The 26,513-nt window shown below is 40.8% G+C and carries 10 protein-coding genes; 8 read left to right on the plus strand and 2 right to left on the minus strand.

Features of this window, described 5'->3' with window-relative positions; all coding sequences use genetic code 11:
• The first annotated feature begins 228 nt into the window (after positions 1-228).
• The 3 genes from rpoB to A4G16_RS10795 all read left to right on the plus strand — a co-directional run bounded on the left by rpoB (position 229) and on the right by A4G16_RS10795 (position 14,479).
• Positions 229-4,254 carry a DNA-directed RNA polymerase subunit beta gene (rpoB, locus tag A4G16_RS10785; RefSeq protein ID WP_165889850.1) on the plus strand — a complete coding sequence of 1,342 codons (4,026 nt, stop codon included), beginning with the start codon at positions 229-231 and terminating at the stop codon, positions 4,252-4,254.
• Between the two features lie 176 nt (positions 4,255-4,430).
• A complete protein-coding gene (gene rpoC / locus A4G16_RS10790) occupies positions 4,431-8,714 on the plus strand; it encodes a DNA-directed RNA polymerase subunit beta' (RefSeq protein WP_165889851.1) in 4,284 nt (1,427 codons plus the stop codon).
• A gap of 173 nt (positions 8,715-8,887) precedes the next feature.
• Positions 8,888-14,479 carry an Ig-like domain-containing protein gene (locus A4G16_RS10795; RefSeq protein WP_165889852.1) on the plus strand — a complete coding sequence of 1,864 codons (5,592 nt, stop codon included), beginning with the start codon at positions 8,888-8,890 and terminating at the stop codon, positions 14,477-14,479.
• A 400-nt stretch (positions 14,480-14,879) separates the two neighbouring features.
• Here the strand turns inward: A4G16_RS10795 and A4G16_RS10800 are convergent, their stop codons facing one another.
• A complete protein-coding gene (locus tag A4G16_RS10800) occupies positions 14,880-19,751 on the minus strand; it encodes an exo-alpha-sialidase (protein ID WP_165889853.1) in 4,872 nt (1,623 codons plus the stop codon).
• Between the two features lie 322 nt (positions 19,752-20,073).
• Positions 20,074-21,354 carry a glutamate-1-semialdehyde 2,1-aminomutase gene (gene hemL / locus A4G16_RS10805; RefSeq protein WP_165889854.1) on the minus strand — a complete coding sequence of 427 codons (1,281 nt, stop codon included), beginning with the start codon at positions 21,352-21,354 and terminating at the stop codon, positions 20,074-20,076.
• Positions 21,355-21,495: 141 nt separating this feature from the next.
• On the opposite strand from hemL, the gene wecA reads away from it, so the two are divergent.
• From wecA to rffA, 5 genes are read left to right on the plus strand one after another with little or no spacing between them, the layout of a single operon-like run.
• The gene (gene wecA / locus A4G16_RS10810; RefSeq protein WP_165889855.1) at positions 21,496-22,569 is read left to right on the plus strand and encodes a UDP-N-acetylglucosamine--undecaprenyl-phosphate N-acetylglucosaminephosphotransferase; all 1,074 of its coding nucleotides are present in this window, start codon (positions 21,496-21,498) and stop codon (positions 22,567-22,569) included.
• A 9-nt stretch (positions 22,570-22,578) separates the two neighbouring features.
• Entirely contained in the window at positions 22,579-23,391 is an 813-nt protein-coding gene (locus A4G16_RS10815) for a Wzz/FepE/Etk N-terminal domain-containing protein (protein ID WP_165889856.1), read from the plus strand.
• Between the two features lie 50 nt (positions 23,392-23,441).
• Entirely contained in the window at positions 23,442-24,707 is a 1,266-nt protein-coding gene (gene wecC / locus A4G16_RS10820) for a UDP-N-acetyl-D-mannosamine dehydrogenase (protein ID WP_207951336.1), read from the plus strand.
• Positions 24,704-25,336: a dTDP-4-amino-4,6-dideoxy-D-galactose acyltransferase gene (gene rffC / locus A4G16_RS10825; RefSeq protein ID WP_165889857.1), complete on the plus strand. Its 633-nt coding sequence runs from the start codon at positions 24,704-24,706 to the stop codon at positions 25,334-25,336. The genes wecC and rffC overlap by 4 nt, the downstream gene beginning before the upstream one ends.
• On the plus strand, positions 25,336-26,487 hold the full coding sequence (gene rffA / locus A4G16_RS10830; RefSeq protein WP_165889858.1) for a dTDP-4-amino-4,6-dideoxygalactose transaminase: 1,152 nt from the start codon (positions 25,336-25,338) through the stop codon (positions 26,485-26,487). The genes rffC and rffA overlap by 1 nt, the downstream gene beginning before the upstream one ends.
• The last annotated feature ends 26 nt before the right edge of the window (positions 26,488-26,513 follow it).

Consider the following 26,513-nt stretch of genomic DNA (forward strand, 5'->3'; position numbering starts at 1 on the left):
CTGTCAGCCTTTTCTGCTTGAACGCAAGTGTTGATTTTGTCATTTTAATCAACAATATTTGTAAATTTCCTGCCCAATTTGACCGCTTGCAGTAGTGATTTTTGACTGCTTGATTGGCGATTGGAAAATGACATCTCGTACAGTTTTTATAATGCCACTTCCAACCGAGTCTTTCGTGTCGGATTGTGTAATCTCAACCAAAATATAAATCAGAGGCTATCTTAGAAAATGGCATATTCATATTCCGAGAAAAAGCGTATCCGTAAGAGCTTTGGTAAACGTCCACAAGTTCTAAATGTACCTTATCTATTAACAATTCAGCTTGATTCTTTTGAAAAATTTATTGAAAAAGATCCTGAAGGGCAACAAGGTTTAGAAGCGGCATTCCGTTCAGTATTCCCGATTGTGAGTAACAACGGTGCAACTGAATTACAATACGTTTCTTACGAATTAGGTGAGCCGGTGTTTGATGTTCGTGAATGTCAAATTCGTGGTACAACCTATGCTGCACCATTACGCGTTAAATTGCGTTTAGTTTCTTACGACCGTGAGGCTGCTGCCGGTACGGTGAAAGATATTAAAGAGCAAAATGTGTATATGGGCGAAATCCCATTAATGACCGACAACGGTACTTTCGTTATCAACGGTACCGAGCGTGTTATCGTTTCACAATTACACCGTAGCCCGGGCGTGTTTTTCGATTCTGACAAAGGTAAAACCCACTCTTCAGGTAAAGTGCTTTATAACGCACGTATTATTCCTTACCGTGGTTCTTGGTTGGATTTCGAGTTCGATCCGAAAGATAACTTATTTGCCCGTATCGACCGTCGTCGTAAATTACCGGCAACTATTATCTTACGTGCATTAGGTTACACCACAGAAGAAATCTTAAACTTATTCTTCGAGAAAATTAAGTTTGAAATTGCTGATAATAAATTATTAATGACGTTAGTACCTGAGCGTTTAAGAGGTGAAACGGCAACATTCGATATTTCAGCAAACGGCAAAGTATATGTAGAGGTGGGCCGCCGTATTACTGCCCGTCACATTCGTGCATTAGAAAAAGATAATGTTACTCAAATTGAAGTGCCGGTTGAGTATATTGTAGGTAAAGTAGCAGCTCAAGATTACGTTGATTTATCTTCAGGTGAGGTAATTTGCCCTGCGAATATGGAAATCTCGATGGAAATGTTGGCGAACTTATCAGCAGCCGGCTATAAAGAGATTGACGTATTATTTACTAATGATTTAGATCACGGTTCATATATTTCTGAAACCTTACGTGTTGATCCAACTTACGACCGTTTAAGTGCGTTAGTTGAAATTTACCGTATGATGCGTCCGGGCGAGCCACCAACAAAAGAAGCGGCAGAAGCATTATTCGACAATATGTTCTTCTCTGCAGAACGTTACGATTTATCTGCAGTAGGTCGTATGAAATTCAACCGCTCTTTAGAGATTCCAGAAGGCGTTGGTACTGGTACATTAAGCAACGATGATATCATCGGCGTAATGAAAAAATTAATTGAGATCCGTAATGGTCGTGGTGATGTGGATGATATCGACCACTTAGGTAACCGTCGTATCCGTTCTGTAGGTGAAATGGCAGAAAACCAATTCCGTATTGGTTTAGTGCGTGTTGAGCGTGCGGTGCGTGAGCGTTTATCTTTAGGCGATTTAGATGGCATAACTCCACAAGATCTAATCAATGCGAAACCGATTTCAGCCGCGGTGAAAGAGTTCTTTAGCTCATCACAACTTTCGCAATTTATGGATCAAAATAACCCGCTTTCAGAGGTTACGCACAAACGTCGTATCTCTGCATTAGGTCCGGGTGGTTTAACTCGTGAACGTGCAGGCTTTGAGGTTCGAGATGTTCACCCGACTCACTATGGTCGTTTATGTCCAATCGAAACGCCGGAAGGTCCAAACATCGGTTTGATCAACTCACTTTCTGTGTATGCTCGTACCAATAACTACGGTTTCTTAGAAACACCATTCCGTAAAGTAGTAGATGGGCAGGTGACCGAAGAGATCGAATATTTATCTGCGATTGAAGAAAGCAACAATATCATTGCGCAGGCAAACTCAGATTTAGATGAGAACTTCCGTTTTACTGATACTTATGTAACTTGCCGTCAGCAAGGTGAGTCTGGTTTGTACAAACCGGAAGAAGTTCAGTATATGGACATCTCAACACAACAAGTGGTTTCTGTAGCAGCAGCGCTTATTCCATTCCTTGAGCATGACGATGCGAACCGTGCCTTAATGGGTGCGAACATGCAACGTCAAGCAGTGCCGACATTACGAGCAGACAAGCCGTTAGTCGGTACCGGTATGGAAAAACCAATTGCTCTTGACTCAGGTGTTGCAATTGTTGCAAAACGTGGTGGTACAGTTCAGTACGTTGACGCTTCACGTATCGTGGTGAAGGTAAATGAAGATGAAACCATTCCGGGCGAAGCAGGTATCGACATTTACAACTTAATTAAATACACCCGTTCTAACCAAAACACTTGTATTAACCAAGTACCTTGTGTGAATTTAGGTGAGCCGGTTGCACGTGGTGAGATCTTAGCTGATGGCCCTTCAACAGACTTAGGTGAATTAGCATTAGGTCAAAATATCCGTGTGGCATTCATGCCTTGGAATGGTTATAACTTCGAAGACTCAATGTTAGTATCTGAGCGTGTGGTTCAAGAAGATCGCTTTACAACAATTCATATTCAAGAATTATCTTGTGTGGCGCGTGATACTAAATTAGGTGCAGAAGAAATTACTGCAGATATTCCAAACGTGGGTGAGTCTGCATTAAGCAAATTAGATGAATCTGGTATCGTTTATATCGGTGCAGAAGTAAAAGGTGGCGACATCTTAGTCGGTAAAGTAACGCCTAAAGGTGAAACCCAATTAACACCGGAAGAGAAACTATTACGTGCGATCTTCGGTGAAAAAGCATCAGATGTAAAAGATTCATCATTACGTGTACCAAATGGCACATCAGGTACGGTTATCGACGTTCAAGTATTTACTCGTGATGGTGTAGAGAAAGATAAGCGTGCGAAAGAAATCGAAGAAATGCAACTTCGTGAAGCGAAGAAAGACTTAGCAGAAGAGTTAGAAATCTTAGAAGCGGGTTTATTCACGCGTGTTCGCAACTTATTAATTGAAGGTGGCGTAAGCGAAACGGCTTTAGACAATGTTGCTCGTGAGAAATGGTTAGAACAAACCCTTGAAGACGAAGCGAAACAAAGCCAGTTAGAGCAGTTAGCAGAGCAGCACGAAGAGTTACGTAAAGAGTTTGAACGTAAGCTTGAAATCAAGCGTAATAAAATTATCCAAGGGGATGATTTAGCACCGGGTGTATTAAAAGTAGTTAAAGTATACCTTGCGGTGAAGCGTCAAATCCAACCTGGTGATAAGATGGCTGGTCGTCACGGTAACAAGGGTGTTATCTCGAAAATCAACCCGGTTGAAGATATGCCGTACGATGAAAACGGTCAGCCGGTTGAGATCGTATTGAACCCGCTGGGCGTACCATCTCGTATGAACATCGGTCAGATCTTAGAAACTCACTTAGGCTTAGCGGCACGTGGTATCGGTGATCAGATCAACAAGATGATCAAAGAGCAACAAGAAGTGGCGAAATTGCGTGAATATATGCAAAAAGCTTACGACTTAGGTCACGGTTCACAAGTGGTAGATTTAAGCACCTTTACCGACGAAGAAGTAATGCGCTTAGCACAAAACTTACGTAAAGGTTTACCGCTTGCAACACCGGTATTTGATGGTGCTCACGAAACTGAAATCAAAGGCTTATTAGAATTAGGTGGCTTACCGACTTCTGGTCAAATTACCTTATTTGATGGTCGCACCGGTGAGAAATTCGAGCGTCCGGTAACCGTAGGTTATATGTATATGCTCAAATTGAACCACTTGGTTGATGACAAAATGCACGCACGTTCAACCGGCTCTTATAGTCTTGTTACTCAACAACCGTTGGGTGGTAAAGCTCAGTTCGGTGGTCAGCGTTTCGGTGAGATGGAGGTTTGGGCATTAGAAGCATACGGTGCGGCTTATACCTTACAAGAAATGCTTACTGTGAAATCGGATGATGTGAACGGTCGTACGAAGATGTATAAAAACATCGTGGACGGCACACATTATATGGAACCGGGAATCCCAGAGTCCTTTAATGTAATCACCAAAGAGATTCGTGCATTAGCAATCGACTTAGAGCTAGACGAAGCGTAATTCTATTGGTAAACGATGTGGGGCGAATAATTATTTGCCCTGACAGAAGCGAAAATGGAGAAACAAGCGGTCAAATTTGCAAAATTTTTTACCAAATCGACCGCTTGCAAAACAAAAAGAATTTCCTGTTCAGCGTAAAAACGTTGGATCAAACTTCTCACCCTAGGGGCAAAAAAGTGAAAGACTTAGTGAAGTTTTTAAAAGCACAATCAAAATCAAGCGATGATTTCGATGTGATTAAAATCGGTTTAGCATCACCAGATAAGATCCGTTCTTGGTCTTTTGGTGAGGTAAAAAAACCTGAAACCATTAACTACCGTACCTTTAAACCTGAGCGTGATGGCTTATTTTGCGCACGTATTTTCGGGCCGGTAAAAGATTATGAATGTTTGTGTGGTAAATACAAACGTTTAAAACACCGTGGTGTAATCTGTGAAAAATGTGGTGTTGAAGTTACCCAAACTAAAGTACGCCGTGAGCGTATGGGACACATTGAATTAGCGTGTCCGGTTGCACATATTTGGTTCTTAAAATCACTTCCATCCCGTATCGGCTTAATTTTAGATATGCCATTACGTGATATTGAACGTGTACTTTATTTTGAAAGCTATGTAGTAACTGAGCCGGGAATGACTGATTTGGAGAAAAATCAGTTATTAACTGAAGAACAGTTTATGGATGCAGAAGAGCGTTGGGGTGATGAGTTCGAAGCGAAAATGGGTGCAGAAGGTATCCAGGCATTACTTCGTGACTTAGATTTAGAACACCAATGCGAAGTTTTACGTGAAGAGTTACAAGAAACTAATTCAGAAACTAAACGTAAAAAAATTACTAAACGTTTAAAAACTTTAGAAGCATTCTTGCAATCAGGCAACAAACCTGAGTGGATGGTAATGACAGTATTACCTGTTCTTCCACCAGATTTACGTCCGTTAGTACCACTTGATGGTGGCCGTTTTGCAACTTCTGACTTAAACGATTTATACCGCCGTGTAATTAACCGTAACAACCGTTTAAAACGCTTGTTAGACTTAGTTGCACCGGACATTATCGTACGTAACGAAAAACGTATGTTACAAGAGTCTGTGGATGCGTTATTAGACAATGGTCGTCGTGGTCGCGCAATTACTGGTTCGAACAAACGTCCATTAAAATCGTTAGCGGATATGATCAAAGGTAAACAAGGTCGTTTCCGTCAAAACTTATTAGGTAAACGTGTTGACTATTCTGGTCGTTCGGTAATTACCGTAGGCCCATACTTGCGTCTACACCAATGTGGTTTACCGAAAAAAATGGCATTGGAATTATTCCGTCCGTTCATCTACTCTAAATTAGAATCTCGTGGTATTGCATCAACTATCAAAGCTGCGAAGAAAATGGTAGAGCGTGAAGAGCCGATTGTATGGGATATTCTTGCAGAAGTTATTCGTGAACATCCGATTCTACTTAACCGTGCACCAACGCTTCACCGTTTGGGTATTCAAGCGTTTGAACCGTTGTTAATCGAAGGTAAAGCAATTCAGTTACACCCACTTGTGTGTGCGGCGTTCAATGCGGACTTCGACGGTGACCAAATGGCGGTACACGTTCCATTAACGCTTGAAGCTCAGTTAGAAGCTCGTGCATTAATGATGTCAACCAATAACGTACTTTCACCGGCAAGTGGTGATCCGATTATCGTTCCATCTCAAGACGTTGTATTAGGCTTGTACTACATGACGCGTGAGAAAGTAAACGGTAAAGGTGAAGGCATGTACTTCCTTGACCCTCGTGAAGCGGAGAAAGCTTATCGTACCGGTCAGGCAGAATTACATTCACGTGTAAAAGTGCGTGTAACAGAATATGAGAAAAATGAAGCTGGTGAGTTCGAGGAGAAAACTTCATTAGTGGATACCACTATTGGTCGTGCTATTCTTTGGATGATCGCACCAAAAGGTATGCCTTATTCACTGTTCAACCAAACTTTAGGTAAGAAAGCGATCTCAAAATTAATCAATGAGAGCTACCGTCGTTTAGGTTTGAAAGAGTCTGTGGTTTTAGCTGACCAAATTATGTACACAGGTTTTGCTTACGCTGCACGTTCAGGTGCCTCAGTTGGTATTGATGATATGGTTATTCCAGAGCAAAAATACGCAATCATTGAAGCAGCTGAAGCTGAAGTAGCAGAAATTCAAGAACAGTTTAACGGTGGTTTGGTAACAGCTGGTGAGCGTTATAATAAAGTAATCGATATTTGGGCTGCAGCAAATGAACGTGTTGCTAAAGCGATGATGGAAAACCTTTCAACTGAAGAAGTGCTCAACCGTGAAGGTAATCCTGAAAAACAAGCATCGTTTAACAGCATCTTTATGATGGCAGACTCTGGTGCGCGTGGTTCTGCGGCACAGATTCGTCAGCTTGCCGGTATGCGTGGTTTGATGGCTCGTCCGGATGGCTCTATTATTGAAACGCCAATCACAGCAAACTTCCGTGAAGGCTTAAACGTTCTTCAGTACTTTATTTCAACCCATGGTGCACGTAAAGGTCTTGCGGATACTGCATTAAAAACAGCGAACTCAGGTTACTTAACCCGTCGTTTAGTTGATGTGGCACAAGATTTAGTGATCATCGAAGATGACTGTGGTACACACGAAGGTATCGTGATGACCCCTCTCATCGAAGGTGGTGATGTAAAAGAAGCATTACGTGATCGCGTATTAGGTCGTGTGGTGGCTGAAGATGTATTAAAACCGGGTACAGATGAAGTGTTAATTCCTCGTAACACTTTATTAGATGAGAAATGGTGTGATGTAGTTGACAGAGAATCTGTTGATGTGATCAAAGTACGTTCTGTAGTAACTTGTGATACAGACTTCGGTGTGTGTGCGAAATGTTACGGCCGTGATTTAGCACGTGGTCACCTAATCAATCAAGGTGAAGCGGTTGGTGTTATCGCGGCGCAATCTATCGGTGAGCCGGGTACACAGTTAACGATGCGTACGTTCCATATCGGTGGTGCGGCATCTGCGGCAGCGAAAGAATCAAGCATTCAAGTAAAAAATGCAGGTACGATTAAATTAGCGAATGCTAAATTTGTTACGAATAAAGATGGCAAGATCGTTCTGACATCTCGTAATACAGAATTAACCGTGATTGATACTTTCGGTCGTACTAAAGAGAACTATAAAGTACCTTACGGTGCTGTGCTTTCGAAAAATGATGGCGCAGAGGTATCTGTAGGTGAAGTAGTTGCTAACTGGGATCCGCATACAATGCCTGTTATCTCAGAGGTATCAGGTCGTATCCAATTTAGTGATATCGTTGATGGCTTAACTGTTACTCGTCAAACCGATGAGTTAACCGGTTTATCATCAATCGTAGTACAAGATGTGGGTGAGCGTGCAACAGCTGGTAAGGACTTACGTCCGGCATTACGCTTAGTCGATAGCAATGGTAACGATATCTTAATTCCGGGTACAGATGTGCCGGCACAATACTTCTTACCGGGTAAAGCGATTGTAACGCTTGATGATGGCGCAGAAATTGCAGTCGGTGAAGCATTAGCCCGTATTCCACAAGAATCTGTGGGAACGAAAGATATTACCGGTGGTCTTCCACGCGTTGCAGATTTATTTGAAGCTCGTAAACCAAAAGAGCCAGCAATCCTTGCGGAAATCTCAGGTATTGTTTCATTCGGTAAAGAAACCAAAGGTAAACGTCGCTTGGTAATTACTCCGGCGGAAGGTGAAGCGTTTGAAGAGATGATTCCAAAATGGCGTCAACTTAACGTATTCGAAGGTGAGTTAGTACAACGCGGAGATGTGATCTCAGATGGTGCAGAAACACCACATGATATCCTACGCTTGCGTGGTGTACATGCTGTAACTGACTATATTGTGAACGAAGTGCAAGAAGTTTACCGCTTACAAGGGGTAAAAATTAACGATAAGCACATTGAAGTTATCGTTCGACAAATGCTACGTAAAGCAATTATTACTAATGCATACGACAGCGAGTTCCTCGAAGGGGAGCAAGTTGAAGTGGCTCGTGTGAAAATTGCGAACCGCAAACGTGCAGAAGAAGGCAAACCATTAGTTGAGTTTGAGCGTGAATTGCTTGGTATTACTAAAGCATCACTTGCGACTGAGTCATTTATCTCAGCAGCATCATTCCAAGAAACAACACGTGTGCTTACTGAAGCCGCAGTTGCAGGTAAACAAGATGAGTTACGTGGCTTAAAAGAGAACGTAATTGTTGGTCGTTTAATTCCAGCTGGTACTGGTTTTGCTTACCACCAAGCACGTGCGAAGAAGCGTGCTCAAATGGAAGCCGGCATCGCAGTTTCACCCGAGTTTGAAGCTCCAGCTGCAAAAGAAAAATCATTTGTGACCGATGCAGACATTGAAGCTGAATTTGAGTTTGTGGCAGATGATGCAACTCAAAGTTTAGCAGCATTGTTAAATGCAGGTGACGAAGAGTAATCATTTGTTATAACCATAAACGCCCTCAGAATTGTTATTCTGAGGGCTTTTTTATTAATAGTTATTGTAGATTGGTAAGAAAGGTTTTTTAGGGGGTATTTTCAATAAATTTGCTTTTGATGTCTTGAGCAAGTTTGCTATGATGCTCAAAATTTATCACATTAGGTGCAAAAATGTCCCAATATACTATCAAAGTCATAACCAAAGCCGCAGAAAACTCTATTCCGCTTACCCATAGTAGCAATACTGCCAAAATTCAGGCTCAAGAGAATGCAAAATATCAAATTTTTGATGAACAGGGTGAGCTGATTGTTAATCCTAAAGTTGAAAAAATCAATGAGGATGATTTAGCGGTTTATCTTGATAACAGTAGTGAACCAAGTTTTATTTTGGAAGATTATTACTCTGTTTATCCTATTGAAGATAGTGCATATTTGGCTGAGATTTCAGCAAGTTTAGCTACATCTAGCCGTGAAGCTCCATTTGTATTGGCATCAGAAGTTGCCTCAGCGGGTCTAACGTCAAAAATCCTCTATGGTTTAGGTGCTGCTGCATTAATAGGTGGTGCTTTGGCATTAAGTGGTGGTAGTGGCGGTAGCAGTGGCTCAGCTCCTGCAAAACCAGCAGAAAAGCCTAAAGACGATAAAAATGTTGAGGAAGATAAAAAAGCTGAAGAAAATAAAGAAGAGACGCCAAATACTACAGGTGAGTCAATTAATGTCACACTTTCTTTTAATTCTGTGACTTCAGATAATCTTGTCAATTTAAGTGAAAGTAAAGATGAGGTTGTTGTTTCTGGTCAATTTACAGCGGATAAGTCTTTTACTCAGGCACAAGTGTGGTTAGAAATTGGTTCAGAGCGTTTTAAGGCAACGGTAACAGGAACAACGTTCAGTGCGAAAATTCCGGGGACTTTGCTTGCTCAACATCAGCAAGTCAAAGCGAGTGTAAGTATAGAGAATGGGCAATCAAAAGGTAATGCGGAAAGCGTGCACAGTTATGGGGTAGATACTGAAATCGTTCATCCAAATATTACACTTAACACTATTGCTGATGACAATATTGTGAATATTGCGGAAAGCAATCAAGCAGTGCTAAAAGTAGGTGGAAAAGTTACAAATGTACCCGGTTCTGAAGCAAAACCTAACGATAAAGTGATTGTGAAAATCGGAGAACAAACTTTTGTAACGACGTTGAAATCTGATTTAAGTTTTGAAATCGCTGCAAGCGGTCAATTATTGGCAAAAAATCGCAAAATTTCCGTTGAGCTAGAAACTACGGATAATGCAGGCAATGCCATAAAAACTTTAGCAGAAAAAGCCTATACCGTTGATTTGCTGATTGTTAATCCTGAAATTCAGATTAACGCTATTGCGACAGACGACATTCTTAATGCTACAGAGTTAAAGAATGATGTCGTGATTAGTGGCTCAGTGACTAATGTAGGCGAATCGGCAGTGAAGAAAGATGATGCGATTACCTTAGAGATTGGCAGCCATCGTATAACAACTAAATTAGATGAGCAGTTGAAATTTAGCATATCAGTCTCTGGCGAGTGGTTGAAAGATAATGACCGCATTGATGTAACTCTGACCACGGAAGACCCGGCTGGCAATCGTAAAGAGAGCCAAGCAAGCCGTAACTATAAGATCGACAAAGAAATTGAGCATCCTAAAATTACCTTTGATGTAGTTACTTATGATAACACCATCAACCAAACTGAAGGTACAAGCGGTCAAAATGTGGCGGTAAGTGGCAAAGTGGAAAATGTGGATGGCTCCGAAGCAAAAATCGGCGATAAAGTGATCTTAACGATAGGTGATCGTCAATTTGAAGCTATGTTGACCGATGATCTCACTTTCAGTGTGAATGTGCCTGGTGATGTTTTAGTAAATACGGAACTTAAGGTTAAAGCATCTTTGCTAACCAAAGATATTGCCGGCAATGAGTTGGTCACGAATGCTGAACACAGCTATTTTATCGATCAAGTGATTGCTGATCCCACTATTACGATTGAAAATATTACTCCTGATAACATCGTTAATATCCAAGAGAGTGGCGAAAAAATTATTGTTAGAGGCAAGGTTGAAAATGTGGTGAATTCAGCAGCCAAAGCTAATGATAAGGTCGTGATTAAAATTGGAGAGCGTACCTTTGAGACGTCCTTGCAGGCTGATTTAAGCTTCAGTGTTGAAGTAGATGGAACATTACTTGCAAAAAATAATAGCATTGAAGCTACATTAACCACTCAAGATACAGCAGAAAATCGTTTAACCACAGTTAAAACCCATAATTATCTTGTTGATACAGATATTGCTGCACCAAATTTGATAATCGATAAAATTGCAACAGACGATATTATCAATGCTGTTGAAAAAAAGGCAGAGACGATTCTGGTGACAGGTAAGGCGGTGAATGTAGCACACGCTGAGGCGAAAGAGGGCGATGTAGTTACTTTAACTGTGGGTCAATCTCAAGTAACAGGTAAGTTGGATCGTGAGCTGAAATTCTCTATTCCGGTCAGTACCATTGCTTTAGTTAATCACAAAGAGATCTCTGCGAACTTATCGACCCAAGATAGTGCGTTAAATAGCATAACAGCACAAGCTTCTAAAACAGTAAGTGTGGATGACAGCTTTAACGTAAGCGTGTCGGTAAGTGATATTGCGGTGGATAACAAGGTCAATAAGCAAGAAGCTGCAGGGCAAATTACCTTGTCAGGTACTTATACCGCAGAGGCTGATGTGAAAGCTGGTAGTGTGGTGATTACGTTGCTTATCAACAATCAGGAACGAGCAGCAGAAGTAAATACGCAAAATAATACTTGGCAGTTAGTGGTTGCAGGTGGTGATTTAGCCCTTGCTGAAGGCGAAAACCGTATTGTTGCGAAAATTAAGGCGGAAGATACTGCAGGTAACCCTGCTGAATCGACTACCACGCAAGCCTACCAAGTTGATACTGTGTTGAATAAACCGGTGGTCACTATCACCAGCATTGCTGAAGATGATGTGATTGATGCAACTGAGGTAAATGGGAAAATTAAGATTAAAGGGATTGTAGAAAACGCAGAAGGTGACAATCCGGTTGTCGTACTTTGCCCTTGTCAATCCTGTGCAAGTGGCTGGAAAGAGGTTGAAGCAACAGTTGTTGATGGTAAATTTGAGGTTGAGGTTACGGTAAGCGAAACCAGCTTAGCGAATGCAAGATTAGAGTCGAGCAAGCGTAAGGTAAAAGCCAACTATACGGCAAAAGATGAGGCAGGTAATGAAGAAGCGGCAGATGAAGCTAGCCGTCCTTATGAGCTGGATCTCTATAGTGAAATTAATATTACCAAAGTAGGGAATAATTTCGATGCTACTCCTGCGATGATGACGCGTATTTATGGTAGCGTTCAAGAGTTCGAATTTATGAAGTTCTCTAATCGAACATTTAACTGGTATAACGAAGGACAAAATGCGCGATTTATTCGTACTGCAACGCTTGTTATTGGTGAAAAGAGTTATAAAGTCGGATTTAACGGAAAAGCTAAAACTTTCCAAGTGGATATACCGAATGAAGATTTAGTTGGGCTAGCTGGAAAATCAGTGTCGCTGAATTTCAATGATGATGTGAACTATCGTATCTCTGAAGAGAGGGTTTACGGCACTCTGGTTGTAAACGGTAAACATAATATCTATGGCGCGCAATCTGTACCGGTCGCTAAACGTTTCACTTTGACAGGTGATATTTTGGAGCAAAACGGTCAGAATAGTTATACGGTTAAGACGATAACTGATAAATCCGAAATCAGCGGGACTGTAACAGGTAGTGATGTTAAAGTCGGCGATGGCATTGAAGTCAAAGTTGGTGATAAGGTATTCACGACCGAGGTTAAAGCAGGAAATGTCTTTAGCCTTGAAGTTGATAACAAAGTATTGAGAGATAATGAAAGCAAGGTAGTCGCTGCAACGTTGAAAAACAGTGGAGGCGCCGTTTCTGATGTTGAAAGCTATGCTTCGGCAAATTCCTTGAATGGTGAATTTGTCTCTCGCCATTCCCGTGTGGTGAAAGCAACCAGACAAATTGATTCAACTAAAGAAAACTACAATTTCTTCTACCCAATCGACCTATTAGAAGTCAATGATACCTCTAATTCTGGTTTTTTAGGCAGGTATGCTGTCGGTGGGCAAGATGAACCACTGAAAATTAAGTACCACTTCTTAATGCGAAATGAATTAAGTTCCGTACCGGCTAATGTTCAAGGGGCATCTTCCTCGTCAACAGGTAAACCATCGTGGGGCTTTGAAGACGATCCGAAGTTAGCCAATTACTTCCGTGAGGCATATAAAACGATTGAGAAGTTTACCAATCTCAAGTTTGAAGAAGTTGGTAGTTATCAAGAGGTTGCTGATGGTAAAGGCACATTGATTATGCTGTTGAAGTATAAGGCGAATCTGAATTCGGCATCGGCATTTGCTTCCCCGGGTGGTAATATTACTTGGAATACTAACCTAGACTATTGGGGCGGTGGTGACGATTATGTGTTCTATAATGCTTTACACGAGATCACCCATACATTCAATATGAAGCATATGAATGAACCGTTTAGTGCGAATAAAATTCCTGAGGCAAGCGTTGAGTTCTCGAATATGTCTTATACTGCTCATCCTTTAACCGAAGGTATGCGTGAACTACGCCTGTATGACCTCGCTTATTTGCATTATCGTTTTGGTGTGAACCGAGAGCATCGTGCTGGCAATGATGTTTATACGTTTAAAAACTATAATGGGCGTTCAGCGGATGGTGACATCTATATTTGGGACGGCGGCGGTGTGGATACCTTTGATGCTTCCAATGAGAAAGAGAGCGTCACAGTTAATCTCACACCCGGATCGTGGAACTATCGTGGTGCAGCCAGAACGAAATATTTTGCCGTGGAAGCTGCGGAAACGTATGATAGAGCTGCTTACTTTGGTTTACCCAGTGATACACCGTTTGCGAACAAGTTCCCAGGTAGTTTTACGGATACGAAGACCTTTAATAATTACACAGAGGGCCAGTCATTTATCGGCTATGGCACGCAAATTGAAAACCTTATCGGTTCAAAATTTGATGATAAACTCACTGGTAATAAAGCAGCGAACAACATATTTGGCGGAGACGGTGTTGATACAATCGCTGGAGGCGAGGGTGACGATTTTATTAACGGCGGTCTTGGTGATGATCTAATGTTCGGTAACCAAGGCAATGATACCTATGTGATTGATAGTGTAGCAGATGTGGTAACCGAAGAAGTTGATCAAGGCACAGACCATATTTACAGCCTTGTAAACTATACCTTAGATGCGAACGTGGAAAATCTAACTCTGATCGGCACAACAGCGAAAAACGGTACAGGTAATGCCCTCAACAACGAAATCCGAGGTAATGATGCTGGCAATACTCTAAACGGATTGGCTGGTAACGATATTTTAATCGGTGGCTTGGGAGTCGATACCTTAAGCGGTGGAGAAGGGCAAGATACGTTCGTCTTTGAAAGTAGCTTAAACGGTAAAGTTGATACCATTACTGATTTCGTAGTAGGTCAAGATAAAATCAAACTCTCTGCAACGATTTTCTCTGCGATCAGTGCCGATTTAAGTAATATCAAGGAGCACCTGTTCTACGATACAGCTTCGGGCAAGTTAAGCTATAACAGCCAGAACAGCGGTGCAGATAATGCGACGCCATTTGCGATAGTGGCAGGCTTACAAAACTTGGAAGGCGATAAGTTTATTATCGGCTAATATTGGAATAGAAAACCCGATAGAAAAAATGGTCTGCACCCCAAAAGTTGGACTAAATTTCCAACAGATTAAGGTGCAGATTTTTATGCTTAAATATAACCAATGTTTCAAATACCAAGTCATTGATTTCTATTCGGAAGCTCAACGTGACTTATTTTCAACTCTTCATCATTCCAAACAGATTTATACTACCGAATAAAAGTTAGCCGTCATCTAAATTGGCAACAGATACAAAATATGCTTTAACAAGCGGTCAAAAAACTGCCAAAAAAAGCAAAGCCATAACAGACGCAAAATGTCCATTATGGCTATTTCATTAGGAAAGTAGACTCAATTTTATCTACTATGCTTTTTTGCAAATTTTATCACTCCCCAACCTATCTGGCTTGGGGAGATGATTTTAGAAGCGGTATTCTAATTTTGCATTGAACTGTGTTTGATGGATTTTCGCTTTATCTAACGCTTTGCGATGAGCTACGCCAAGTTCAAGAAAGAACTGCTCAGTTAGTGCAATATCACCGTTTAATTTAAATACTAATCCGCTGCCTAGACTGCCAGATTTAAATTGCTCGGTTTGATTAGCTTGAATCGCTACTTTTCCGCCACGACTGTGTTGATGTTCATAGAATGCCCCTGCATTTAAACGAATTCGATCACCTTTCCAACTCAGGTTTGCTCCAATATGCTGGGTAAAGACTTTAAACGGATCAATATTTACTGCCCAATTACCCACTCGGTTGTTTGTTGAAGTTTTCACTTGTTGGTAAGTTAAGCCCCAAACCGGTGTAACTGCCACATTGCCCAATGGAATTTGATAACCAACTTCTCCCGATGCTTGGAATTGTTTACCTTTTACGCTGGCAACATTTTGAGCATCAGCAGTATGGATCTTACCTTTTTGTACGTGGTAACCAATACTCGTATTAACAATCAGATTATCCCACTGATTATGTAACGCAGCCATAAATGAGGTCGATTTATAACGAGTTTCACTCCAACCGTCTGCGGCCTGTGGATTGACACTATATTTACCAAAACCAAGTCCTAAATGTAGCTCACTGTTCACACCAATCGGTAGATAGCCGCCAAATAAGGTGCTACTTTGCTTAGCTTTAAAGTTATAGCCGTAGTTGATAAATGATAGATTAGAGTCATAACGACTGTTACCGTTTTGTTGGCTGACATAGAAACCTCTTTTATCATGCGTCCAGAGATTTGCCATAAATTGTTGACGAATCAAATTGCCGTGATTATACATTGCAATAGGTGCAACTAAATAAGACGGAACTCGACTGTTAATTGCTGCACGATGGGTTGGTTGAACTGTGTTACTCGGATTTGAGGCATTGTCTATATCTACGCTGTTTCCACTGATCGGATTATCAGTATTACTACTATTCGGATTTGATGTGCTGTCTATATCTCTGTCGTTTCTATCGACTGGATTATTAGCATTATCGCTATTACTCGGATTTGAGATGTTAACTGTATCTTCACTGTTTCTACTGACCGAATTATCAGTGCTTTCACCACCATTCAGAGTTGAGATGTTATCTGTATCTCCTCTGTTTCCATCGATCGGATTATCAGTACTTTCACTGCTATTCGGATTTGATGTATTGCCTATATCTACGCTGTGTCCACCGGCCGGATTATCAGTACTTTCACTACTATTCGGATTATTATTTTCCAGTGTGGATGGAGTTGGTTCGGTGTAGCGAATGACAGATTCGGGGCTGTTACCTTCTTCATCAATCAATAGATTTTGTAGACGGTAATCATAGTAGTCATTACCATTGACTTTTTTATCGACACTTACGAGAGTAAATTTGTAAATATTGCTTACATCCGCACCGCTTGCAGTTGCTTTATTCAGAACAAACTGTCCTAACTCACCGTTGCCTTTAACCTGTACTAACGACAGACCTTCATCGGCATCATATTGACCATTTTGGTTTTTATCCGATACACCTTTTTCTGTGCCTAGTAGTTTGGCTTCAACACGGTTTGGTTCGGTAGTAGTTAAGTCACCTTCAATAATCACACGGTCGTGATCCCAACGTTGCATATTTTGGAAGATGTTATTGATCCGTAATACTAAATCGGTACCCAATGAGTTAACGCTACCAAAGGTTAAAGTCTGTGGAGTGAAGGAGCTTGCATTACGGAATGCTCTACCACTATTGACAATTGGCTGTTGAGCAGCCGGTTCAATTATCGCTCCTTTTGCCCATACGCTATGGGTATCAATTTTACCATTCCCGCTTAGTACTGCACGATTACCTAATACTACTATGCTGCCTTTGATTGTACCTTGTAAATCAGTATTACCCTCTCTCAACTCAGTTAAGCCTGTATGGTTTAGATTAGCGTTTAATTTCAACGCACCATTACCACTTTTAACGAAATTCCCTTCGCCATTCACATCAGTTGTTAGTTGCACTGTTCTATCTGCATTGTGAACAACAAGATTACTCAATTTATCCAATTTAGTGTGCTCGATATTTACTGTACTACCGTCAGTAAGTACTAAGTTTGCCTCGGTCAAAACCACTTCTTTGGCTTGGTGTGTGGTATCTGCTGCATAAGTTATAGTACCTTTGTTTATATCAATCACATTAAGCACAGAGTTTCCTGCTAAGACAAGATTAGCCTCTTTTTCTGTCGGTTGATAAGCCAGATTTACTTTTCCGTTCTTATCACCGAGAATACCGTTAATTTGACGACTACCGTTTAAAGCAATAGTTAATCCTGCTTCGGTTTCACTATTTTGGTTAATTATGTTGCCGTTAATGGTTTCCGCACGAAGCCCTGTAGCAGGTTGAGTAGAGTCATCAATCACAATTTGATTGCCGTTCAGATCCAGCGTGCCTTGATTAAGTGTAAGATCGCTTAAATTTAATTGATCGGCACTACCTAAACGTACCGTACCGTTTTTATTCACTTGTACGCTACTAAATGCCTGCTTTTCGTTTTGCTCATTGGCTTTTTGGTTTAATGTTGCCAATCCTTCTTCTACCACTAAGTGTGATAAGTTAATTCCTGTACCGACTTGAATCATCTCACCATCACCAATTTTGTAGAATGTTTGATCGGCAGAGTCATTTAAATTCACTTCTTTATTGTCAGGATTACGAATATCACGATGGACAAAATTATCATGCCATACTAGTTCTTGGATATTCAGACGTACATATTGGATATTTTTCCCTTGAACCTCTTCATAAAGTAAACCAATATCACCATTCGGCAGCTCTGTTAAACTGTTATAGGCATAAGGGGTACCTACTGTAATGTTAGTGCTGTATTTCCAGGCAATTGAGCCGTCATCTTGCACTTCTCCCAACCACACTTTACCATTACTACGTGTAGTTGAGTGAGGGTTGGCAAAAATCACGATCTCCTTACCGTTAATTCGCTTGGAGTATTTGATGACAGACATCTGTGAATAAGGATCAAGCAATACATCATCAAGTACTTTAGAATTTGTCCAGCTATAGCCTCCATCTTTACTGGTAGAGATAACTACTTTTTTCTTGCCGTCAATTAAGTTACGGGAGAACATTTTTATTTCCCCGTTATCTAGTTCAATAAGCTGTGACTCAGTTGTTTGTTTATAGTAGCTATTTAATAAGCGACTGCCGCCATTTGCTGCCTCCCAGCGGTCGGTTGGTGCTTCACCTCGTTCCCACGTTTTACCTCCATCACGGCTGATAATGACTGCAGCCGTTTGTGAGCCTTGTAATTTCCCTACATTGTTGGTGTAGTAAACAGGCATCACTAAGTTACCATTTTTTAGTTGAATACCGTTGCCAGGACCAACTCCCATAAATTGCATCCAATCAGCTTTGACTTGCGGGGTAATATCCACAGGATTTGACCAAGTTTCACCGTCATCATCACTATGGATTAACCAGAGATAGCTGGTTCTTTTTGCAACTAATGGTGCGGAATCGTTACCTGCATTACGGGTATTTAAAAAAATATTACCTAAACGAGTTTCACCTTGATAAAGGTCGCCCAAATCTTTATAGGCAATCTCACGATTACCTTCCATCACTACACGATAGTCGGTTGCCTGATTATCTTCGTTATACACAACCCCATTTTCACGTACTGTGTATTGATTACCAGCAGTATCAGTTAAAACCCGATAATGTGTTCCACCAATGTTTTTATAACCAGTACCGTCAGGCTCTGCTCCTGCACCAAAGCCGAAAAGTCCTCGCATTTCAGGGAACATATCTACCAGCATAAAAATCCGACCGGTATTTTTATCTTGTACGACTAGAGGATCGATTAAAAATGCCGAGTTTTCCGTACCATAATTTTGTGAGGCTAAATCTAAAATTACTTGATCTTCTCCCCAAGTTTTACCACCGTCGGTACTACGACGAATTACTGTATCGATATTTCCCCAGTCCCCAGCATGTTGATGACGTTTATCGATTGAAGCAATCACTGTACCTTTTTGCGTTGTAAAAAGAGACGGAATACGGTAACTGTTAGCACCACCTTGCCCCGGTTTAAATATTTCATATTTTTCCGTTTTTTCTGCACCAAAAAGGTTACGGCGTTCAAAAGCAGCATTTTGTGCTTCGACAAGCTGCTGATGTTTGGTTTTAATTTCATCAGCATTAAGTACATTTTTTGTGATATCTGCATAAAGAATATCGCCTGCCAATGGATTTTCGTTTGATCTCATAGCTCTACCAAATATTGCCGTATTTAAGCCAGCTACATCATTAAAGAATTTAGAAGAGTTTGAGGTTTTTCGTAACTGTCCATCTACATAAATTTTAATTTGCCCTGCATTTTTATCAAAAGTATAGGTGATAGTACGGTAATCACCTACTATACGTGGCAATGCATCGGTTAATAATTCGGAATTCTGGACAAGATTGACATTATTGTTTTTGATTTCAAGCCCAATATATTCGTTATTATTGCTATCTACACGGCTGTAAAACCAAAGGTAGTTATTATTTGCAGAAGTATTTGTAACTCCCATTAATGTACCAAAGACATTAGTTGTATTACCTCTTTGATCTCTAGCTGGAGTTTGAGCTACATTTCTTACTCTTAAGGTCACCGAGCCGTTTTCTAAATTAAAGAAGTCATCACTTACCTTAGAAGTAATATTCATTGCCCCCAAACTTTTGGTTGAACTATGCTGATAAATGGTTTCGGCTTGTGACATACTAACTAAGGTTGTTGCTACAAAACCCGCAATAGCAGTTTGTTTAAGCCAAGTTTTTGTTTGCTTTTTCATAGAACTTTCTCCTAATAGGTGATCGCATAATCGCCCATTAAGATAGTAATTCTTCAAAATAGAGTAAAATAGTGGAGTGAAAATCCGAGAACGACTTCACAGAAAGATTAGGTGGTTGGTTATTTTTTGTTCGTTTTGTTTGTTTTTTATTCTAAGTGTAATCTTTTTTTCGATAAAAATTTGATCGGGTGACAATTATTATTCTATTTAAAATAATTCAATTGAAAGTGTTTTTATGAGAGCATTTCAGAAAGCGGTTAATTTTGAGGATTTTATCTATTGTGTAGTAAATTTTTCTCAAAATTCAACCGCTTGCAATTATTTATAGCTGAGCGAATGCCTTATCAGCCGCGTCTAACGTACGGGCAATATCAGCATCTGAGTGGGCTAAAGACATAAATCCTGCCTCAAATGCCGATGGTGCTAAATAAATACCTTCTTCTAACATTAAATGGAAGAAACGGTTAAATTTAGCCGCATCGCATTTCATCACTTCTTGGAAGTTGTTTACTGCTTTTTGTTCAGTGAAGAACAGACCAAACATTCCGCCGACATATTGCACCGTTAATGGCACATTGTGTTTATCTGCAAGGGCTTTCAGACCTTCTGCTAATGTTTTGGTTTTGAGTGCCAGCGTTTCTTCATTACCGGCTTTCGATAGTTCAGTTAAGCAAGCCAAACCTGCAGCCATTGCAATCGGGTTGCCTGAAAGTGTACCTGCCTGATAAACCGGGCCGGTTGGGGCGATGTATTCCATTATCTCTTTTTTACCTCCGAAAGCACCGACCGGCATACCGCCACCGATAATTTTACCCAGTGTGGTTAAATCAGGCGTAACACCGTAGTAAGATTGAGCTCCACCTAACGCTACACGGAATCCTGTCATCACCTCATCAATAATAAATACTGTACCATATTGAGTACAAAGTTCACGTAAGCCTTGTAAGAAACCGTTTTGCGGTGGAATGCAGTTCATATTGCCGGCAACAGGTTCAACAATTAAGCAGGCAATTTCAGTTGGGTATTGTTCAAAAGCAGCTTTAACTGAATCTAAATCATTATAGGTGCAAGTAAGGGTGTGTTTTGCGAAATCTGCTGGTACACCAGGTCCACTTGGCTGCCCAAGGGTTAAAGCGCCTGAACCTGCTTTAACTAACAGAGAATCAGAATGCCCGTGATAACAGCCTTCAAATTTAATGATTTTATCCCGACCTGTGTATCCACGAGCCAAGCGAATAGCAGACATTGTGGCTTCTGTGCCTGAACTTACCATTCTTACCATTTCAATAGAAGGGACTAATTTGCAGACTAATTCGGCAAGTGTGATCTCCGCTGCTGTTGGCGCACCAAAACTTAATCCGTTCGGTACTGCTTTTAATACCGCATCAATAATTGATGGATAGTTATGTCCTAATACCATTGGGCCCCAAGAGCCGACATAGTCAATATACTGTTTTCCATCACTGTCGATAATATAAGCCCCTTGTGCTTTTTCAATAAAAACAGGTGTGCCACCAACCCCTTTAAAGGCTCTAACAGGAGAATTTACTCCCCCCGGAATAACTTTTTGTGCTTGTTCAAACAGTTTCTCTGACATTGACATAATGATTCCTTTTTGATTTTTATAAATTTGCTGACTATTGTACTGAAAAGCCTCGATTTTCGCTAAAAAATTTTACGACTTTGCTGCCTTATGATATTCTGATTACCTATTTTCTTGCTTATTTTCTGAGGTAATCCCACGATGTGGCTTACTTTTCTAACCGTATTTATTGTTTCGTTTTTATCATTAATCGTTATGAGACCGGTAGCGGAATTTATTGGTTTAGTCGATAAGCCTAACTTCCGTAAACGTCATCAAGGATTAATCCCGTTAATTGGCGGTATTGCGCTATTTTTAGGCAATTTGACCTTCTATTTTATGCAATGGCAAGATATGCGATTGCCTGAATTATACCTTTCGGCGGTGACGATTTTATTAATCATCGGTGTATTAGACGATCGATTTGATGTCAGTCCATTACTGCGGGCAGGTATTCAGGCCGGTTTGGCTGGGGCTATGATTTACAGTGGTTTATCACTAGAAAGTTTAGGACAAATTATTGCCCCTTTCAGTATTGAGCTTGGCTGGCTAGGAATTGTATTTACTGTTTTCATCACGATTGGTGTGATTAATGCTTTCAATATGGTTGATGGGATTGATGGCTTATTAGCTGGACTTTCCAGCGTGAGTTTTGCCGGTCTGGGCACGTTAATGTTTATTAATGGCGAACCAAGTCTGGGGTATTGGTGCTTTGCGATTATATTTGTGCTACTGCCTTATGCGATGTTTAATTTAAGCTTGTTTGGGGCAAAATGGAAAGTGTTTATGGGCGACTCCGGTAGTATGTTAATCGGCTTTACCATTATTTGGATTTTATTACTCAGCACCCAAGGTCAAGGCTCTCCGATTAGCCCTATTACCGGTTTATGGCTGATTGCCGTACCGTTAATTGATATGGTGGCGGTTATTATTCGTCGTTTGAAAAAAGGTAAAAGTCCGTTCAAACCTGACCGCTTGCATTTACATCATTTAATGATGCGAGCAGGCTTAACTTCTCGTCAAGCATTGTTAGTGATTACGCTGTGGGCAGCATTTTGTTCGACCATCGGAGTGTTAGGGGAAGTTTATTACTGGAACCAATGGGTAATGATGTTAATGTTTCTTGGCCTATTTTTGCTTTATGCTTATTCGATTACCCATGCATGGCGAGTAACCCGTTTTGTTCGACGTTTAAAACGCCGAGCCAAGCGTAATCAACGAATTAATAATATATAAGGAATATAAATGCGAACATTATTTTATCGTCTTCTGGTTATTTTGTTACTCACTGTTATTGGTGCAGCAGTAGGTTATGGGGCAAGTTATTCACAGACAGAGAAGTGGAAAGTAACTGCACAGCTTGAACAACCGGCTGTACCTGATTTAGGCAATTACTACTCTTTGTTATCAACCTATACTTTCTTAAATACCAATAACCAAGAAGTGAATTTACAGAAAGACGTGGTGGCAGAGGTTTATGCGGAATTTAAACGCAATCTGACGTCAGTCGATTTATTACAAAATTATCTGGCTCAAACGGAAGCCGTAAAGCTAAAAGCACAGCTTGAAAATAAATCGGCAACTATGATGGCAAGCCAGCTGGCAGCACAATTTAGCTTTGAGAAAGATTCGGCAGTTTCGGCAGATACATTCAGTTTAATTTCAGAAAACCCTGAGGAAGCACAAAAATTATTGAATGAATTTATTCTGTTGGCAAACTTGCAGGCTCGTGAGAAATTAAATGCTGATTTAATTGCAAAATGGAAAGTACTTTTCCAGCAAATTAAAGCCGCAGCAGAATTGAATTTAGGTGCGAAACAAAGCACGAGCGATTGGAATGCTAAATTACAAATGATGCGTTCAGTTCAGCCTTTGGATAATGTTTTAACTACTTATCGTTTGGTGAAGTCACCTAGTATTCCGTTAAATCCGGTATCTCCTGACCGCTGGTTCTGGTTGATGATAGGGGCGTTAAGCGGATTAGTTATCGGCTTTATGTTGAGTTTTGCGGTAAAGGCAAGAAAGCCGCAGTTGGTTCAGCAAGTTGAAACTCTTTAATGAAAAATGGCACACAAGTTCAGTGTGCCATTTCTATTTAGGGGATAGAAATGCAGAGAATTGAATTTAACACGATTTGTATTGTTGGGCTGGGCTATATTGGATTACCTACTGCTGCGGCTTTTGCTAATAGTGGTAAACAGGTAATAGGTGTTGACATTAACCCACAGGTGGTTAAAACGGTAAATCAAGGCAAGGTGCATTTTGTTGAACCACAATTACAAGAGTTAGTACAACAAGCGGTCAAAAACGGTCTGTTTTTTGCAACTGATAGGGTTCAGCCGGCAGATGCTTTTGTCATTGCTGTGCCGACACCGCTCACAGTAGATTCTAAGCCTGATTTATCTGATGTTCATGCTGCAGTTTTAGCGATTGCCCCTCATTTACGTCAAGGCAATTTAGTGGTGTTAGAATCGACCTCTCCGATTGGTACAACAGAGCAGATTGCACAATGGTTTAAGCAAGCTCGCCCTGATTTACGTTTGCCGCTTGATACGAAAAATGAAGCGGATATTTATATTGCCTATTGTCCGGAGCGTGTGTTGCCCGGCAAAGTTATGACAGAGCTGTTTGAAAATGATCGGGTAATTGGAGGATTAACACCAGAATGTAGCAAACAAGCGGTCGATTTTTATCAAATTTTTGCAAAAGGCAACTGTATAAAAACGGATACCCGCACCGCAGAAATGTGTAAGTTGGTGGAAAATAGCTTCCGTGATGTGAATATTGCTTTCGCCAATGAACTTTCGATGATTTGCGATGAGATTGGTATTAATGTATGGGAGCTAATTGAGCTTGCTAATCGGCACCCAAGAGTTAATATTCTACAGCCGAGTGCCGGTGTTGGAGGGCATTGTATTGCTGTCGATCCTTGGTTTATTGTTTCTCAATTTCCTCAATTAGCTAGGTTAGTTCGTACGGCAAGAGAAGTAAATAACAGTAAGCCACAGTGGGTAATAGAAAAGGTAAAAAAGGTATTAGCTGATTGTGCCATAGAAAAAGATTGCAAGCCGAGTGAGTTAACTATTGCTTGCTTAGGTTTAGCTTTTAAGCCTGATATTGATGATTTGCGTGAAAGCCCTGCGTTGAATATCACCAGACAAATTGCGCATTGGCATAGTGGCAGAGTGCTGGCGGTGGAGCCGAATATCGAAAGTTTATCACTTGCTAAAGTGCAATTAGTTGATTTGGCCACGGCGTTGAATCAAGCAGATATTTTAGTACTGTTAGTTGATCACAAACCTTTTAAAAATGTTCCGACTGAGCAAATTCAGCAAACTTGTATTGTAGATTGTCGAGGAGTTTTGAAAAGATGATAACTATCGATCAATGGCTGTCTGATTTTTTTAACAGAGAGATTGTACAAGTTAAAGTAAGAGCAGAAGATTTAGCGCAAATCGAAGAATTACAAAAACAGGGACTTGTTTGGGTTGAGGGTGAAATTGAATTTGAGCTTAACATAGGAGAATATGCAAAATTCTCCGAAAAAACGACCGCTTGTCAAATGGCTACATCCCAAGATATTGAAGCGTTAAAATTACTTTTTGGTTCAGCTTTTCCGAATAGCCGTTTTCGTCCCCCTTATTTTTCAATTGAAGAAAACCAACGCTTGTACCAAGCGTGGGTGACAAATGCAGTAAAAGGCAGCTTTGATGATCTCTGTTTAGTGAAGAGAGACGAGAAGGGAGAGATTCAAGGTGGCGTAACTCTTCGACTCAAACAAAATCAGGCGATAATTGGCTTGCTTGCCGTTGCCCCTGAATTTCAGCGTCAAGGCATTGGTTGTGAGTTACTGAATGCAGCTATTTTATGGGCAAGCAAAAACAGTGCTGAACTACTGAAAATTTCTACTCAAACCAGCAATTTGAAAGCAATTCGTTTATATCAACGCTTGGGAGCTGAAGTGAAGGCGATTTATTATTGGTTTTATCCCTCGAAAATATGATGACAAACTCAAATTTTATCTCATTTAATCAGCCACCGAATGTAGGTACAGAACTTAGTTATATTCAGCAGGCACTTGAAAGTAAACGGCTTTCTGGCGGCGGGGAATTTACTCAGCGTTGCGAGCAATGGCTAGAGGAGAACCTTACTCACAGCAAAGTCCTATTAACCCCCTCTTGTACAGCGGCACTTGAAATGGCTGCAATGTTATTAGATATTCAAGCCGGTGATGAAGTTATTATGCCAAGCTACACCTTTGTCTCGACTGCTAATGCATTTGTATTACGGGGGGCAAAAATCGTCTTTGTAGATATTCGTCCCGATACGATGAATCTTGATGAAAGGAAAATCGAACAAGCGATTACGGCTAAAACCAAAGTGATAGTGCCTGTGCATTATGCGGGCGTTCCCTGCGAAATGGATAGTATTATAGCGATTGCGAAAAAATATGGGCTTTATATAGTAGAAGATGCAGCTCAAGGGGTGATGTCGTTTTACAAGGGAAAGGCGTTAGGCTCGATAGGACATATCGGCTGTTACAGTTTTCATGAAACCAAGAATTACAGTGCCGGCGGTGAGGGCGGGGCGATTGTTATTAATCATCCCAAATTGATCAAACGGGCGGAAATATTAAGAGAAAAAGGCACAGACCGTAGCCGATTTTTTCGAGGTGAGGTAGATAAATACCGCTGGCAGGATATTGGTTCGAGTTTTTTAATGTCTGAAATTCAAGCAGCATATTTATATGCTCAATTAGACGTTGCGGAGAAAATCAATCAAATCCGTTTAACGCTTTGGCAGCGTTATTACCAAGCTTTCCAACCTTTTGCTCAAACCGGACGGTTGGAGCTGCCGGTTTTGCCAAGCGATTGTCAAGCCAATGGTCACCTGTTTTATTTGAAATTGCGGGACGTTGGCGAACGAACAGCCTTTATTGATTTTATGAAATCTCGGAATATTTTGACAGTTTTCCATTATCTACCCCTTCACTCCAGTCCGGCAGGACGGCAGTTTGGCTATTTTTGTGGAGAAGATAAGTGGACAACTAAAGAGAGCGAAAAGCTCGTGCGGTTACCTCTGTTTTATAATCTAACTGAGAAACAACAGGATCGAGTGATAAACGCGGTGGTTGAATTTATTCAACAGACATAAAAACGGCTGAGATTTCTCAGCCGTTT

The sequence above is a fragment of the Mannheimia granulomatis genome, assembly GCF_011455695.1.
GTDB lineage: Bacteria > Pseudomonadota > Gammaproteobacteria > Enterobacterales > Pasteurellaceae > Mannheimia > Mannheimia granulomatis_A.

Excerpts from the sequence above, each read along its gene's own strand:
- rpoB (WP_165889850.1), top strand. The coding sequence starts at position 229 with ATGGCATATTCATATTCCGAGAAAAAGCGTATCCGTAAGAGCTTTGGT.
- A4G16_RS10795 (WP_165889852.1), top strand. The coding sequence starts at position 8,888 with ATGTCCCAATATACTATCAAAGTCATAACCAAAGCCGCAGAAAACTCT.
- A4G16_RS10800 (WP_165889853.1), bottom strand. The coding sequence starts at position 19,751 with ATGAAAAAGCAAACAAAAACTTGGCTTAAACAAACTGCTATTGCGGGT.
- hemL (WP_165889854.1), bottom strand. The coding sequence starts at position 21,354 with ATGTCAATGTCAGAGAAACTGTTTGAACAAGCACAAAAAGTTATTCCG.
- wecA (WP_165889855.1), top strand. The coding sequence starts at position 21,496 with ATGTGGCTTACTTTTCTAACCGTATTTATTGTTTCGTTTTTATCATTA.
- A4G16_RS10815 (WP_165889856.1), top strand. The coding sequence starts at position 22,579 with ATGCGAACATTATTTTATCGTCTTCTGGTTATTTTGTTACTCACTGTT.
- wecC (WP_207951336.1), top strand. The coding sequence starts at position 23,442 with ATGCAGAGAATTGAATTTAACACGATTTGTATTGTTGGGCTGGGCTAT.
- rffC (WP_165889857.1), top strand. The coding sequence starts at position 24,704 with ATGATAACTATCGATCAATGGCTGTCTGATTTTTTTAACAGAGAGATT.
- rffA (WP_165889858.1), top strand. The coding sequence starts at position 25,336 with ATGACAAACTCAAATTTTATCTCATTTAATCAGCCACCGAATGTAGGT.